Annotated in this window: 13 protein-coding genes; all 13 read right to left on the bottom strand. The window is 48.9% G+C overall.

The window, feature by feature from the left end:
- Nucleotides 1–9 precede the first annotated feature (9 nt).
- The gene (locus tag NR121_RS03445) at nt 10–837 is read right to left on the bottom strand and encodes a carbohydrate ABC transporter permease (RefSeq protein ID WP_062407436.1); all 828 of its coding nucleotides are present in this window, start codon (nt 835–837) and stop codon (nt 10–12) included.
- Between the two features lie 14 nt (nt 838–851).
- A complete protein-coding gene (locus tag NR121_RS03450) occupies nt 852–1,709 on the bottom strand; it encodes a carbohydrate ABC transporter permease (RefSeq protein ID WP_074727005.1) in 858 nt (285 codons plus the stop codon).
- Between the two features lie 87 nt (nt 1,710–1,796).
- Nucleotides 1,797–3,128, bottom strand: coding sequence for an ABC transporter substrate-binding protein (locus NR121_RS03455; RefSeq protein WP_062407432.1), 1,332 nt, complete (start codon nt 3,126–3,128; stop codon nt 1,797–1,799).
- A gap of 146 nt (nt 3,129–3,274) precedes the next feature.
- A complete protein-coding gene (locus tag NR121_RS03460) occupies nt 3,275–4,306 on the bottom strand; it encodes a LacI family DNA-binding transcriptional regulator (RefSeq protein WP_235594250.1) in 1,032 nt (343 codons plus the stop codon).
- Nucleotides 4,307–4,551: 245 nt separating this feature from the next.
- Nucleotides 4,552–5,571, bottom strand: coding sequence for a LacI family DNA-binding transcriptional regulator (locus NR121_RS03465; RefSeq protein ID WP_256830499.1), 1,020 nt, complete (start codon nt 5,569–5,571; stop codon nt 4,552–4,554).
- Nucleotides 5,572–5,810: 239 nt separating this feature from the next.
- On the bottom strand, nt 5,811–6,005 hold the full coding sequence (locus NR121_RS03470; RefSeq protein ID WP_054818771.1) for a YbdD/YjiX family protein: 195 nt from the start codon (nt 6,003–6,005) through the stop codon (nt 5,811–5,813).
- 5 nt (nt 6,006–6,010) lie between these two features.
- The gene (locus NR121_RS03475; protein WP_256830627.1) at nt 6,011–8,071 is read right to left on the bottom strand and encodes a carbon starvation CstA family protein; all 2,061 of its coding nucleotides are present in this window, start codon (nt 8,069–8,071) and stop codon (nt 6,011–6,013) included.
- A 203-nt stretch (nt 8,072–8,274) separates the two neighbouring features.
- Nucleotides 8,275–9,006, bottom strand: coding sequence for a LytR/AlgR family response regulator transcription factor (locus NR121_RS03480; protein WP_256830500.1), 732 nt, complete (start codon nt 9,004–9,006; stop codon nt 8,275–8,277).
- A 6-nt stretch (nt 9,007–9,012) separates the two neighbouring features.
- Nucleotides 9,013–10,632, bottom strand: coding sequence for a LytS/YhcK type 5TM receptor domain-containing protein (locus NR121_RS03485; RefSeq protein ID WP_235594249.1), 1,620 nt, complete (start codon nt 10,630–10,632; stop codon nt 9,013–9,015).
- Between the two features lie 141 nt (nt 10,633–10,773).
- The gene (locus NR121_RS03490) at nt 10,774–12,105 is read right to left on the bottom strand and encodes a DRTGG domain-containing protein (protein WP_062410847.1); all 1,332 of its coding nucleotides are present in this window, start codon (nt 12,103–12,105) and stop codon (nt 10,774–10,776) included.
- A 153-nt stretch (nt 12,106–12,258) separates the two neighbouring features.
- Nucleotides 12,259–13,539: an isocitrate lyase gene (gene aceA / locus NR121_RS03495; RefSeq protein WP_062407426.1), complete on the bottom strand. Its 1,281-nt coding sequence runs from the start codon at nt 13,537–13,539 to the stop codon at nt 12,259–12,261.
- 407 nt (nt 13,540–13,946) lie between these two features.
- Nucleotides 13,947–14,150, bottom strand: coding sequence for a hypothetical protein (locus NR121_RS03500; RefSeq protein WP_137670466.1), 204 nt, complete (start codon nt 14,148–14,150; stop codon nt 13,947–13,949).
- Between the two features lie 200 nt (nt 14,151–14,350).
- Nucleotides 14,351–15,613: an L-lactate MFS transporter gene (locus tag NR121_RS03505; RefSeq protein ID WP_062407422.1), complete on the bottom strand. Its 1,263-nt coding sequence runs from the start codon at nt 15,611–15,613 to the stop codon at nt 14,351–14,353.
- Nucleotides 15,614–15,615 lie beyond the last annotated feature (2 nt).

Here is a 15,615-nt window from a genome sequence, read left to right on the forward strand (position 1 = left end):
TTCAAGATTCTATCCCTTGATCCCGGTATTGGATATGCCTTCTACGAAGTACCGCTGCAGCGACAGGAATACGATGACGGAAGGAATAATCGCCATGCAGGCTCCCGCAAGAGAAGTACCGTATTGAAACTGGGCGGTGGAATTGGCGCCGCCCATAAACTGGGCGATCCCGACGGTTAACGGCTTCAGGCTGTTTTCCCTGATGGCAATCAACGGCCACAGGAAGTTATTCCAGTTCGTAATAAACATCAGAATCGTAACCGTAGATATGGCAGGTTTACAGAGCGGCAGCATGATTCTTGCAAAAATGCCGAAATCTTGACAGCCGTCGATGCGCGCCGCTTCTTCAAGCTCGTTCGGGATGCTTTTGAAGAAGCTCGTTAAAATAAACACGCTGGTTACGTTTGCGCCGGCTACCAGGATAATGGAAGAATAGGTATTCAAAATACCCAGCTTGGATACAAGCAGAAACAGTGGAACAATATACGCTTGAATCGGAATGAGCAGCATCGAAACGACCAGGGTAAAGAGAATTTTTTTGCCTCTGAAATGCAGCCGCCCGAAAGCATACGCCGCCGGTGTGGTCAAAACCAGAACAAATATCGTAGAGGCGACAGTCATATATACGCTGTTCTTCATCCAGCTTAAATAAGGATAATTTTGCAATACCATTAAATAATTATCCAGCGTCATTTTATCGGGTATCCATTTGGGAGGATAGCTTACGATATTGGCTTCCGGCTTCAGTGATGAGATCAATGACCAGAGCAAAGGAAACAAGAATACGACGCTGGCAAGCAACATGATGATGTATACGGGAATCTTTTTTACATTCATGCTTTCATTCACTCCTAGTCATCCAGCTTCAGCAATTTCGATTGCAATTGAACCATCAGGACCAACATCGCAAGAATGGCGATGCCGATGGCGGAACCGTAGCCAAGGTTATAGTTCTGGAATGCGGTTCCATACAAATACTGAACAAGCGTAAGCGTTGCCGTTCCAGGTCCGCCGTTGGTCATGACAAAAATCTGGTCAAAGATTTGAATGGTGTTAATCAACGTTAAAGTAATGATCATCGAGGTAATCGGCTTTAAAAGCGGCAGTGTAATTTTCATAAACGTCTGGTATTTGTTGGCCCCGTCAATGGTGGATGCCTCATACAAATCCTTTGAAATGTCCTGCAGGCCCGCCAAGTACAAGATCATATTGTAGCCGAGATAAGACCATACGGTAACAATCGCTACGGAGAAAAGCGCATATTTTTCATTCGTTAACCATTCTACCGGCGCCATGCCCAACCATTTCAAATAATAATTCAAAATCCCGAAATTGTTATCGTACAACCAGTTCCAGATAATCCCCACCACCGCCGGGATCAGAATATACGGAACAATGGATATGGTTCTGACGGCATTGCGGAACCGCAGCTTTTGGTTAAGCAGCACGGCCAGCAGCAGACTGAAGATCACCAGCGGAGGCAAAGTCATGAGCAAAAAAAACAAGGTGTTCTTTAAAGCAACATAAAAAATAGGGTCACGAAAAAGCTTCGTGAAATTGTCCAAACCGGCAAACGTCGCGTCGCCTACGATATTCCATTTCAGAAAACCGACAAACAGCCCGGCTACGCTCGGTCCGAAACGAAAGACAACGAATATCAACAAGTAAGGCAATAAAAACAACGCGGCAACCTTTCCTTGTCTTCTCATAAAGTCTACAACCCTTCCGCAAATAATATCAGCTTACGTAGAAGGGATACAGCCGGCATACTGCCGGCCGCATCCATGTAACCAGGTTTACCTGTCAGCCAAAATGGCATTCATGTCTGCTTGCAGCTTTCTCGCAATTTCAAGCGGATCTTTGTTATTCAGTACGGCGTCTTGAGCTGCAGTCAAAATCGGGCTCGGTGCCGTGCTGGAGAACAATTGGGTTGCCTTAGGATGGGACGGCAGGAGCACCGAATGATCCAAGCTTTGTACGAAGGCCTCTCTTCCAGGGAGCTTCTTGGCCGCTTCCATTCCATTGTTATTGGAAGGCAGCTGACCCGATTTAGCCCAATCATTGATGTTTTTATCCAACCACTGGACGAATTCGACAGCGGCTGCTTTTTGGCTTGGATCGGCTTTGTCGTTAACCGGGAAGGTCAGAATCTCTGCTGCCCCCCACGCCGCCGGTTTCTCGAAGACTTGCGGATACGGAGCGCTGCCCCATTTGATGTTAGAGGCTTCCAGCTTAGGCATTTGCCAAGGACCGTCTATGAACATCGCGACTTTCCCCGTAGTGAAATCGTCTACAGGAGACTTTTGCCCCTTCGGAACGATTTTGTGCTTGAAGATCAGATCCTGCAGGAAGCCGAAGGCTTTAGCGGCTTTCTGTTCATCCAGCTCCAATTTCGTCATGCTCTCCGTAAACGGGTTGCCGCCCTGTTGGTTAATCAGAGCATACACCTGGTAGAAAGAATGATGATTCATGCCAAAACCCAAACCGTACTGCACAATATTATTTTCATCGAAACCGCTTTCGTTAGGATGCTTGCCGTTTTTGTCCACGGTCAGCTTCTGGCCGATGGCAATCAGCTCTTCCCCTGTTTTCGGCGGAGCCGTAATTCCGGCTTTGGCTAACAATTCCGTGTTATAGAAAAGACCGTGCATGTGAACATCCAAAGGTACGGCGTATTGCTTCTCTTTATAGAACGTTCCTTCCCATGCGAACTCCGAATAATCCGATTTGTTCAGCTTCGCCGTTTCCACGGGCTTGGGATCCAAGACGCCCATCTCCACAAATTGTCCGAGCTCGAACGGGTGCATAGCCAGTACATCCGGAGGATGTCCGCCTCTCATCTCCGTCAAAAATTTTGTAAACAGCGGAGTCCATTGCATGGATGAAAATTCAACATGAATTTTATTCTGTTCAGCATTAAATTTTTCGACCAGACCCTTCATCGTCTCCAGGTCGGGACCGGTCCAACCGCCCCAATAATCGATCCTGATCGGACCGCTTTGCTGCGAGGTACCGCCTGCTGCGTTATTTTCCCCCGCTGGCTGCCCGCCATTGCTTTGGCATGCCGTAAATACGGTCGTCATCAATGCGGCTGAGGCAAGAACTAAAGACACCCTTTTGAGCTTCATACAAGTTCCTCCAGTCATGAATTTATATATCTTAAAGAGCTTTGATCCGGAAATGAGAATATGAAATCAAAGCTGCTTTTAAGCCCTGTATGATAAAGCGTTTACTTCAAAATGCGAGAAGGCGGGTTCACCTTCTCAACAGAACATTAGCGTTTTCCATTCCCTCCGCAAGACTTGCGGATCACCAAATGTGATTCGAACAATTTGTGAACCGATTCATGGGATTTATACTGCATCAAATCGGTCAGCACCTTGACACACTCCGCCGCCATCTCTTCAACAGGCAAATGGACCGTGGACAGCGTCGGAATCGTAAACCGCGTCACTTCGTCATCGTCATGGCCTACAATCTCCATGTCTTCGGGAATTCTCTTGCCGGCTTCCGTTAATGCCATCAAAGCTCCGACGGACATTTGATCGCTGATGGAAAACAGCGCCGTAGGCAGGTCTCCGCTTGCCAGCATCTGCCGGATCGCTTGATAACCGCCTTTTTCCGAGAAATCCGAATACACGATATGCCGGTCTGCAATCTCCATACCCAGCTCGCGGGCCTTCGACAAAAAGCCTTCCATTCGGAGGCGAATCGCCGAAGAGGACACATCCGGAACAATAAGCCCAACTTGTCGATGATCACGACTAGCAAACAGCATGGCCACTTCCTCGCCCGTCTTTTGGCTGTCGACATTCACCCAGGAATACTTGCTTGAGCTTCGCTGATAAAGCACGATGGGAACCATAGGGTTTGCTTGCTCCAAATATTCTTCATCATCCTCGGTGGCATTGGCAATAATCGCTCCGTTAAACCGGGTTCCTGTAATCAGGCTGCGTACTTCATGCAGTCTTGTGCCTACAAACGGTTGGATCAGTAGTTCATACTCTTGGTCCAAAAGGGCAAATGAATGTTGAAGCCCTTTCAAAAACCGGTTGATCAGGGCTGCACGGGTGTCGATCGACCAAAACAAAGCGATGATCGGCAGAACGGTTTCACCGCCACTGCGCAGCCGTCTTGCGGAAATATTCGGCTGGTAATTCAAGCTTTTGGCAGCCTCCCACACTTTTTGCTGCGTAAGGGCCGAGATCCGGTATTGATCGCCTTTGCCGTTAAGCACCATGGAAGCGGTGCCTTGGGACACATTCGCAAGCTGTGCAATTTCCTTTATGCTGGCTATACCTCTCACCTCGTTGCCGTAGTATCCACAAACTGCTAATACGTTTTGCTAATACGTTTTGCTAATACGTTTTTAGTATATTTAATAAGCGTTTTCATGTCAACGACTTTTTCGATTGGCAAGTCCCTAAAATAAAAAAAACTCCGATCGGAGAATTTCTCAGTTCCCTTTAACGTTTTAGTGAACTTAGTACCGTTAAAAAAAGCTTTCCCTCATGTCTTAACGACTTGAGCGAAAGCCCTTTCCCCGCTTCTTTAATTAAACCCGCCGCAGGAGCTGCGGATAACCATGTGCGTTTCAAAAATTTTCGTTAACGGCCCGACCGCTTTGTGGTGCATCAAATCCGTCAGCATGCTCACACACTCGCCCGCCATCTCTTCAACCGGCAAATGGACCGTGGATAACGCCGGGATCGTATATTGCGTCACCTCATCATTGTCATAACCGACGATTTCGATCTCTTCCGGTACTCTCCTGCCGAATTCGTTCAATGCCGATAACGTGCCGACGGCCATCTGGTCGCTAATCACAAACAAGGCCGTTGGCGGCTCTTTACCTGAGGACAGAAGCCGCCGGACCGCCTCGTATCCTCCATGCTCGGAAAATTCCGAGAATACGATATGCTCCGGCGCTGCCTCCAAACCTAATTCGGAAGCCTTCGCCAAAAAACCTTCCTTGCGTAGCCGGATGGCTTTGGAAGAGACATCGGGCACAATAGCCCCGACGGTCCGGTGTCCCCGGCCGGCAAACAGGCGGGCGACTTCCTCTCCGGATTTATAGCTGTCGACATAAACCGAGGAATACCGGGTGGAGCTTCTTTGGTATAAGACAATCGGGACGTTGAACTGTGTCTGCTCCAGAAATGCCTCGTCTTGCTCCGTCGGGTTTGCGATGATCGCGCCGTTGAACCGTGTGCCTGTGGCCAGACTTTGCACTTCGTGCAGCTTTGTTCCCACATAAGGCTGAATCAGCATTTCGTATTCACCTTCAATATCCAAAAGCTTTTGCTGAAACCCCTTCAAAAAGCGGCTGATCAACACCGTCCGGGTATCCAGCGCCCAAAACAAGGCAATGATCGGCAGTACAGTTTCGCCTCCGCTGCGCAGACGTCTTGCGGAAATATTCGGCTGGTAATTCAATTGTCTGGCCGCTTCCCAAATTCTTTGCTGCGTTACTGCAGAAATCCGATACTGCTCTCCCTTGCCGTTGAGCACCATGGAAGCCGTGCTCTGCGATACGTTAGCCAACCGGGCGATTTCTCTTATGCTGGCCATTCGGTTAACACCCCGTTACCTGTATATTAGCGGTTATTGCCGATGAACCTAATACGTTTTACTAATATTACTCGTCAAATCCATTTCATGTCAATAATAGGGTGAAGGAAGGGAACTGGGGATAAAATTACATGATCTGAATGTTTCCGTTCATTTTTTGAATGAAACCGCAAACAATCATAAGCACGAAAAAAGAGCAGCACGGCATGATACTCCGCACTGCTCCGATTTTGTGTTTTTTAACAACAGCGATTGACTTTCCCGCTTTCGTATCGCTCCTTCAGGGACAGCATATAGAACTCTTTTTCCGTCAAGGGCGTTTGATCCGGGTGGTGGTCCTGTTGATGCTTTATATATTTCTCATAATCCGGAATGTTGAAAATAACCTTGATCGTCGCCTTGGCTTTGTTCGCAAATCCCGTTAGGTTTACCATCGGCATCACGCTCCAAATGTAGATTTGACATACGGTGCTTCCTGCAGCTTCAGCTCTTGTTTTTGAACCAGAATTTTGTACCATACCCGCAAAGATTCGATAATCATCAGAATGACCACGATACCGAAAAAGAGAGTAAGAATCGCATCGACATAGTTATTGGTCACAATTTGCTGCATGACTTCCATATTTTTGGCCGGAGCGATCACTTGCCCGCTGTTGATCCCCTCTTGATATTTTTTCGCCGCCGCCAAAAATCCGATGCTCGCCTGTTCGGAGAACACTTTTTGGAATCCGGCAGTCAATGTCGTCACCGACAGAAAAACAAACGGAACGATGCCTACCCAGGCGTAACGGGCCTTGCCCATTTTAATCATAATCGTTGCCGCTAAAGCCAAAGCGATGGCCGCCAGCATTTGATTCGCGATTCCGAATAGAGCCCACAAGGAGTTGATGCCTCCAAACGGATCGACGGCTCCCTGATACAAGAAATATCCCCAGGCGACGCAAACCACAAAAGAGGCGAGAACATTGTATTTAAACACCTGGGTTTGAGCGAACGGCTTATAGAAGTTGCCGACCAAATCCTGCAGCATAAACCGGCCCACCCGGGTACCCGCGTCAACCGCCGTCAAAATAAATACGGCTTCAAACAAAATCGCAAAATGATACCAGAACGCTTTGGCGCCGGCCAGGAACGTGGAGAAGATTTCGGCCATCCCGACGGCGAGCGTCGGCGCTCCGCCCGTTCTGGAAAGAATGGTGTTCTCCCCGATTTCCTTCGCGGTACTCGTAATTTGCTCCGGTGTTACCGTGAAGCCCCATGACGAAATTTTGGCCGCCGCTGCTGCCGCGTCCGTGCCGATTATGGCCGGGGAGGAGTTCATTGCGAAATAAATGCCCGGCTCCAGGGCGCATGCCGCAATCAATGCCATAACGGCAACGAAGGACTCTGCAGCCATCCCTGCATATCCGATAAAAGGCGCATGGCTTTCTCTTTCGATCAGCTTCGGGGTCGTACCGGACGATATCAGGGAGTGGAATCCGGATACGGCACCGCAAGCAATGGTGATGAATAAGAACGGGAATAAATTGCCGGAGAATACGGGTCCGGTACCGTCGATAAATTGGGTTACCGCCGGCATTTGCAGTTCCGGCAGGGTGACCAGGATCCCGCCGGCAAGCAGAATGATCACGCCGATTTTCAAGAAAGAGCTTAAGTAATCCCGCGGCGCAAGAAGCACCCACACCGGCAGAACCGAGGCAATCAATCCGTACACCACCATCATGATGGCGATTTGCGGAGCGGTGAAGGTAAACATTTGGGACAGCGTCTCGCTTTGCGCTACATACTGTCCTGCCCATAAAGCGAACATTAATAAAACAAACCCGATAATCGACCCTTCGATCACTTTTCCCGGCCGAATAAAGCGCATATAGAAGCCCATAAAAATGGCGATCGGCATCGTCATGGCAATCGTAAACATTCCCCACGGAGACTCCGCCAATGCTTTGACGACGACAAGTCCGAGCACGGCGACAATAATGATCAGGATCGCGAGGGTGGCGATGGAGGCCAGGGTTCCGGCGAATCGCCCCACTTCGTCTTTGGCCATTTGACCGAGCGACTTCCCGTCTCTGCGCATGGAGCCGACAAGCGTCACAAAGTCTTGTACGCATCCCGCAAGAACGGCCCCGATGATAATCCACAAAATGCTGGGCAGATAACCCATTTGTGCGGCCAGAATCGGACCGACTAACGGTCCCGCGCCTGCAATGGCCGCAAAATGGTGGCCGAAGAGTACATATTTATTCGTCGGGACAAAGTCTTTGCCATCGTTATGAACTTGAGCGGGCGTTGCCCGATCGTCGTTTAATTCATAAATCTTCTTGGCGATAAAACGGCTGTAAAAGCGATAACCGAACGCATAGGTACAAATCGCCGCTATGATCAACCACGCCGCCGAAATGCTCTCGCCGCTCGCCAGCGCGATCATGGCAAAGCCCGCCGCACCTAACACCGCAATAGCTGCCCATACAACATACGAAACGAATTTGTTTTTCATCATGTCATCACTCCATTGTAAGCGTTTTCTTATTATGCGCAAACCATCATATGCGATGCGGAAGCCATCATCTCTCAGCTTATCGTACCCATGTGATACCCCCCAAACGGCTTAAGATTGGCAACGCTTGCAATCAGTATAAACCGTTTGGAATTTGCGCGAAACGCCTGGAACGCAACATGCATGATTACCGAAGCATGATGTTAAATTTCAAGCTTCAAACGTAAGCCCTTCACATAATTCCGGCTGACCGGTATACGGCTCCCCGCCGCGTCGTCCATCAGCAGATCGTAGGCGCCGTTAACCCACGTCTTCATTTCGACAATCGAAGCCAGGTTTACGAGAAAGCTTTTGTGGCAGCGAAAGAAGCCGAACGGCTCCAGCTTTTGTTCCAGCTCCGACAAGGTATAGGCCCCCCCGTAAGCCTTGTCATGCGTGTGAACCTGTACATATTTCCCCTCTTTGCTGATAAACACAATATCTTTGGGAAATACATACTTGATGCCTTCATCCACTTCAAGCGCCAGCTTAACGGGGGCAGGGGCGGCCAGGCTTGGCGATCCGATCTCCGTGCGTTTTTTGCCCAGCTCCCGGAAAACCATGTTCACATCTTCTTCGTCATAGGGCTTGAGCATATAATGGAAAGCCCTCAGCTTGAATGCATCGACCGCATATTGATCATAAGCGGTAGAAAAGACGATCTTCATCTGCGGATTCATCCCGCCGACGATTTCGGCCACTTGAAGCCCGTTCAAATCGGGCATGTTCATATCCAGAAACAGCACATCCGGGGCATGTTCTTTTACCTTTTTGATGGCATCCATACCGCAGTTGGCCTGTATCACACTTTCCACATCATCGATCTGCTCCAATAAATAGACAAGCTCTTCCCTTGCCGGAGCCTCATCGTCCGCAATCACGATATTCCAACCCATCTGCCTTCACCTCACCCAAAAGCTGATTTTTGTGCCTTCTCCCGGTTTGCTGTCAATTTCAAGAGGACGTTCATTTCCGTAATGGTAGCTTAGACGCTGCTCAATATTGCGCAGCGCCATACCCGCGTGTTCCTCCTGACGTTTTAATCCGCCGGCTTTCAGACCTACCCCGTCATCTTCAACGGAAATTCTCGTCTGCAGCTCCTCGCCGTTCTGCTCTTCCTTGACCCGAACTTGAATCACTCCCGGTCTGCCTGCGTTGGCAATCCCGTGAACGATGGCGTTTTCTACGAGAGGCTGAATCGTAAAAGGAGGAATCTGACGATCTAAAACATGTTCATCGATATCGATAAAAAAATCCAGTTGATCTCCCAGCCGCGCTTTGATTAAGTTCAGGTAGGACATCACCAGCTCGATTTCATCACGGATCGGAACCAGCCTTTGATTGCCGTTGCTCATATTTTTGCGCAAAAATCGGGACAAATGCATGACCATCTGGCGAGCTTCTTCCGGCTTCGTTCGAATAAACGATTTGACCGTATTGAGTACGTTAAACAAAAAATGCGGATTCATCTGCGCCTGCAGAGAACGGATTTCGGCGTCTGCAAGAAGCTGTGCCTGCCTCTGGGTTTCCACAAAGGCATACTGCTGGGAAAGCAGCCCCGCCAGAGAGGCCAGCATTCTCCTCCGGGAAGGATGATCATCCTGGTCCAAACGTTCGAAAAACAAACGAAATTGTCCTATCGGTTTCTTATTCTGGATTTCAATATTCATATCTATCCAAAAGCCGGTTTTTCTTCCCTCCGCAATCCATTCCGAACCGTTTTTGCTGAAAAACACACCTACAGCCTTCGTCTCCTCGTTAAGCACCTTGGCGATTTCACGAACCGCCTGATCGAATTCCAGCCGCCACAGCGGCATCGTCATGTCGGCGATTTGCAAAGCTTTATGGGCATGCTCCATACCGATTCGTTCTTCCTCGCGCACCATGGAGTTATACAAGACAAAATAAAGAGCGACGCCAACGCTGTTAGCGAATACCTGAGGAAAGCCGATGAGCGATACTAACTCTACTGCTTCATCCCATGGCTTGGCCAGCATCAGAATGAGCGCCATTTGCAGTAGCTCGGCAAAAAAACCGACGACAAACGCAAGCTGCATCGATGAAAATTTACGGAAACGCCTTTTCAACGCATTTCTGCAAAGTCCGGCCAAGATGCCTTGAAGGATAGGGGCAACCATACAAGCCACCGCTACAAAGCCGCCCAAGCTGTATCTGTGCAAACCGGCCACCGTTCCGACCACCAGCCCGCTTTTCACTCCGCCAAGCAAACCGGCAATAACAACGCCAACGGTTCTGGAATTCGCTATGGCTGCCGTCGGGGTTACCTCACCGATCCACGGGGCCGGCTGGTAGGTGTAATTTGAAACGCTTACACCGGAATACGTGCCAAGCATCGCATAGGCGCTAAAAAAGACAAGGAACCGCCATTGATACGACTTGTCCCCCTGATAATTCATATAGCTTCTCATCCAACGGCTGCGTGAGAAAACAAAAGCCAATGCGATCAAAAATCCAACTCTTTCCAGCATGTCGACGGACAACTGCAGCATCGGTTCACGCACCTTCGAACATCTTCATCCTGTAGTCCAACATAGGCCACACACTTCACACGGCACCCGGCCCATCTAAAAAACATTGGCTGAGGTACGCCGCGGCGCAGAGCCAATGTTTTAACCGGGAGCAAGATCAACGACGAATCATCGTTATTGCAGTATTCGCGCCGTTACCATGGATCTCGCCACACGAACGCCATTGCACATCATTTCCAAATCGATCTTGCAAAATCTTCGGCTTAATTCAATAATCGTGGGCACGATTTCGATCACATCGTCGATTTGCAGCGCCACGAGAAAATAACTGGAGCAGCTGTCTATGATCAAATCGCCTTTCTTATGCTCCTGTACCGTACGGTACGCGGCTCGAATCATCAGGGTCGATAAGACTCCCTCCGACACCATGCCTTCATAATTGGTCATTTGGGGTGTCACCGAGCCTCTGAAATACAGCTTCCCTTCCGAGTTCCGCAGCTCTTCAAATCCCGCGCTGATTTGAACTTCAAAGGTTTCCGCATTTTGAGGCTGTTTTTGCATGTATTGCATCGCTTTCATGACGTCTTTACGGCTGATGACTCCAACCATTTTCCGATCCTGGTCAATGACCGGAAGCAGCTCGATGCCTTCCCAAACCATCGTATGGCCTGCGGAAGCTACAGACGCTTTGCTGCTGATCACGAGCGGATTCAACGTCATCAATTCTCCGATCGGCTGGTCAGGTTTGGCGCCGATAATGTCTTTGGTCGTAATAATGCCGATCGGCTTTTGGTCTTCATCCACCACAGGATAACGGGTATGTGACGTTTGCTCCACCAGTTTTTCCATTTCTTTCACCGTATTTGTCGGCAGTAAGGAATAAACCGGCGTGTCTTTGCGAATGATATCTTCCACGATCAGGATCTGCTTCTTGATTAATCGATCCTCAATGGCCCGGTTAATCATGGCGGCAACGGTAAACGTATCATAGCTGCTTCCGATAATCGGCAGCTCCAGATCGTCAGCAAGCTTCTTGACCTCGGGGGTTGTGTCAAAACCTCCCGTAATCAATACGCCCGAGCCTTGGCTGAGCGCACACATATGGGCTTGTACACGATTTCCGACAATAAGGAGATTTCCCGGCTCAATATACTTCAGCATCGCTTCAAGCTGCATCGCGCCGATAACAAATTTGTTCAACGTTTTATGGATTCCCGCGGATCCGCCAAGCACAACCCCTTCCACCACTTTGACGATTTCCGCAAAGGTAAGCTTATCAATCTGGTGCTCCTCTTTCTTCTCCACCCGGATGGTGCCGATTCGTCTTTTGGTGCTGACCAGTCCGCTATTTTCAGCTTCCTTAATAGCACGGTACGCGGTGCCTTCACTAACGTCCAGCTCTTGAGCGATTTTCCGAACGGACAGCTTCGTCCCTACGCTTAATGACTCAATGTATTTGGTTATTTGTTCATGCTTTGTATTGAGTTCCGAATTGTCCGAGCTCATCTTCCGCACCTCGCTGAACTGTTCTATAATATTTAGACAATTATATAATAGCTCAGCAAAAAAAAACAGCACCCGATTTGAACAGCACCTCCAATGGCTAGTCATGTCTAACCATTGGGGTGCAGTTCAATGAAGGTGCTGTCCGCTTTTTATTTAATGAGCGAACTGCTCTTCCTCGGTCGAGCCTGTCAGTGCCGTAGTGGAAGAGGTCCCGCCCGAAATGACCTGTGATACTTCATCGAAGTATCCCGTACCAACCTCGCGCTGATGGCGAGTCGCCTCATAGCCCTTGGACTCGCTGGCAAATTCACGCTGCTGGAATTCGGAATAAGCGGCCATGCCACGGTCTTTGTAGTCGTAAGCCAGTTCAAACATGCTGTGATTGAGCGCATGGAACCCGGCTAAAGTGACAAACTGGAATTTGTATCCTAATTTTCCAAGCTCTCTCTGGAATTCAGCTGTTGTTTTGTCATCCAATTTCTTTTTCCAGTTGAAGGACGGGGAGCAGTTATAGGCAAGTAATTTCCCCGGAAATTTCGCATGGATAGCTTCCGCGAACCGCCGAGCCTCATCGAGGTTCGGCTCGGATGTCTCGCACCAGATCATATCGGCGTATGGAGCATATGCAAGACCACGGGCAATCGCTTGATCCAGCCCTTCCTTGACGTAGTAGAAGCCCTCCGGTGAACGTTCCCCTGTAAAGAAGGGACGGTCGTACTCATCGATGTCGCTCGTGATCAAACGGGCGGCATTCGCATCTGTTCTTGCGATCAGGACCGTCTCCACACCCAGGACATCGGCAGCAAGTCTGGCTGCGATTAAGTTCTTGACCGCTTGCTGTGTAGGAAGCAGCACCTTCCCGCCCAAATGGCCGCATTTCTTCTCCGAGGAGAGCTGATCTTCAAAGTGGACAGCCGCAGCTCCTGCTTCGATCATAGCCTTCATTAATTCGAATACGTTCAAAGGTCCGCCAAAGCCGGCTTCCGCATCGGCCACGATAGGCAAAAAGAAATCAATGTCTTCTTTGCCCTCCGAGTACTGGATCTGATCCGCCCGCTGAAGCGCCTGATTAATCCGTTTTACCACGTGGGGAACGCTGTTGGCCGGATATAAGCTTTGATCGGGATACATATGACCTGATAAGTTCGCATCGGCGGCCACCTGCCAACCGCTTAAATAAATGGCTTTAAGTCCTGCTTTGGCTTGTTGGACAGCCTGATTTCCGGTAAGCGCTCCGAGTGCCGGGACGAAATCTTCCGTATTGACCAGTTCCCACAGCTTCTTTGCTCCCCGGGCGGCCAGCGTATGTTCAATTTGCACGGAACCGCGAAGGCGAATAACGTCCTCTGCGGTATACGGCCGCTTAACTCCTTCAAATCTCTTCGAATTCCAACTGGATTGCAATTGCTCCTCTTGAAGCCGGCGGTTACTCATTTGTATCAGCTCTCCCTATTTTAAAATAAAATACACGGTTGCTAGCCTTGCGAATGGAAATTAAATCGATTCTTCCAAATACCCGCTGCCTCCGCAAATCGGGCAAGTGTACGGCAAGGACGTTCTATCCCGATTAGTTCCAGCATGCTGATCTTCTTTCGAATGCTGTTCCTCATCGCTGTAGTTTATCCCTTCCCATTCCCCTGTTCCATAACACTTGGGGCAGTCCATCACAACCAGCTCCTTTTCATTTGTTATAATACAGTTTATTTTTTATATTTATTTTATAACATATAAAATAAAATTGTTCAATACTGTTTTTTAATTTTTTTATTTGTTATATAATATTTAGACCATTAAAAAGTCCGCCATTGGTTTGGCGGACTGCAGAGCCGTGTATTCGTTCTTTATGAAATATCCATATCAGGATCAAATGCTGCATAATACAAGGACATATGAACAGGAGATAAATCATAAAAAACCGTTTCTCCCAGTTCATCATGTTCCGTGCGCGCCACCGCTCTTGTTTCTTCCTTGCTCGCTTCCAGCACATGTATTTTCCCAATCCTGCCAGTATTACATTCAGCCGACAATGCCGTGCTATTCATCATTACCGCTCCCTTCGAATGTAATATTATAATACTACAGCATATATAATTTTAATTTATTATATAACAGAAATTAATTATATGCAACAGATAAAAAAAAGATGGTTTTTTATATAACAAAATATTTCCCCGCCTTGGATCATGTCGGGCGTACACAAAAAAGGGGCCGTCCCATAAGTGGGACACCCCCTTTGTTTGTTCTTTTAATAAGCATGTTTCTCTTGATTAAAAACGGCTTGCTCCTTCAGCTTGCGGATGTCTCTGCGAATCAACAAGGAAACAATAAGTGCGATAACGAACAGGCCGGCAAAGAAGCTCAAGCTGTTCGCATAGCTTCCTGTTGTATCTTTGATCCATGCGGCAAACATTGGACCGGCCAAGCCGGCGGCCGCCCAGGCGGTTAAAATATACCCATGAATCGCACCAAGCTGCTTGGTTCCGAATAGGTCGCCGATATACGCGGGGATGGCCGCAAAGCCTCCTCCATAACAAGTGTATATCACGGCAAGCATAATTTGGAATAATATAACCGTTGTTGTATAGGGCAGAAGTGCAAACAGGATGATCTGAAGCACAAAGAACGTCGTGTAAGTGTTGGGACGGCCAATGTAATCCGAGACGGATGCCCAACCGATACGTCCGAGACCGTTGAACAGCCCCAGTACGCCAACCAGGGCGGCGGCTTCCGTCACAGACAGCCCGATGCTCTCCTGAGCAAGCGGCTTTGCCGCCGACAGGATGGCAATCCCGCAAGTGATATTAATGAACAGCATAATCCAAAGGTAATAAAAGCGGGATGTCTTGATCGCTTCATTGGCCGTAAGCTGAGAGAGATCGGTATACCGCGATTTGGAAGCCTTGACTTTCTCCTGAAATCCAGCAGGCATCCAACCGGCAGGCGGCTTCTCAAGGTACAAGGACGACACCAGCATCAATAGAAAGTAAGCCGCGCCCAGAATATAAAACGTCTTGGCTGTTCCCACCGACTGGATTAAGGAATTCATAATCGGACTGCTGATCGCGGCGGCAAATCCAAAGCCCATAATCGCAAGACCCGTAGCCAACCCGCGGCGATCCGGGAACCACTTGACCAATGTGGACACGGGCGCAATATAACCAACACCCAGGCCAATTCCGCCAAGCACTCCATAACACAGGTAAAGCAGATTGAGCGATTCCAGGTTCACCGCAAAACCGGAGCCGAATGTCCCTATACCGAAAAAGACGGCGGCAACCAAACCGGACTTGCGGGGACCGTGTTTTTCCACAAAATGACCCATGAAAGCCGCTGACAACCCTAGAAACAGAATGGCCAAACTAAACGTAAACTGAACTTGACTTGCTGTCCAGCCGAACTGTTGGATCAGCGGGTTGGTAAAATTGCTCCATGCATAAACAGATCCGATAGAAATATGGATCCCTACTGCTGATGCAGCAATCAACCAACGGTTTTTAATTTTCTCCATAC

Origin of the sequence: Paenibacillus sp. Pae15, from assembly GCF_024519685.1 — a bacterium.
In the GTDB taxonomy this organism is placed as follows: Bacteria; Bacillota; Bacilli; order Paenibacillales; family NBRC-103111; genus Paenibacillus_G; species Paenibacillus_G naphthalenovorans.

Coding starts and splice junctions, on each gene's coding strand:
- NR121_RS03490 (WP_062410847.1), bottom strand. CDS start 12,105: ATGAGCTCGGACAATTCGGAACTCAATACAAAGCATGAACAAATAACC.
- NR121_RS03475 (WP_256830627.1), bottom strand. CDS start 8,071: ATGAAAAACAAATTCGTTTCGTATGTTGTATGGGCAGCTATTGCGGTG.
- NR121_RS03500 (WP_137670466.1), bottom strand. CDS start 14,150: ATGATGAATAGCACGGCATTGTCGGCTGAATGTAATACTGGCAGGATT.
- NR121_RS03465 (WP_256830499.1), bottom strand. CDS start 5,571: ATGGCCAGCATAAGAGAAATCGCCCGGTTGGCTAACGTATCGCAGAGC.
- NR121_RS03455 (WP_062407432.1), bottom strand. CDS start 3,128: ATGAAGCTCAAAAGGGTGTCTTTAGTTCTTGCCTCAGCCGCATTGATG.
- aceA (WP_062407426.1), bottom strand. CDS start 13,539: ATGAGTAACCGCCGGCTTCAAGAGGAGCAATTGCAATCCAGTTGGAAT.
- NR121_RS03470 (WP_054818771.1), bottom strand. CDS start 6,005: ATGGTAAACCTAACGGGATTTGCGAACAAAGCCAAGGCGACGATCAAG.
- NR121_RS03450 (WP_074727005.1), bottom strand. CDS start 1,709: ATGAGAAGACAAGGAAAGGTTGCCGCGTTGTTTTTATTGCCTTACTTG.
- NR121_RS03480 (WP_256830500.1), bottom strand. CDS start 9,006: ATGGGTTGGAATATCGTGATTGCGGACGATGAGGCTCCGGCAAGGGAA.
- NR121_RS03445 (WP_062407436.1), bottom strand. CDS start 837: ATGAATGTAAAAAAGATTCCCGTATACATCATCATGTTGCTTGCCAGC.
- NR121_RS03505 (WP_062407422.1), bottom strand. CDS start 15,613: ATGGAGAAAATTAAAAACCGTTGGTTGATTGCTGCATCAGCAGTAGGG.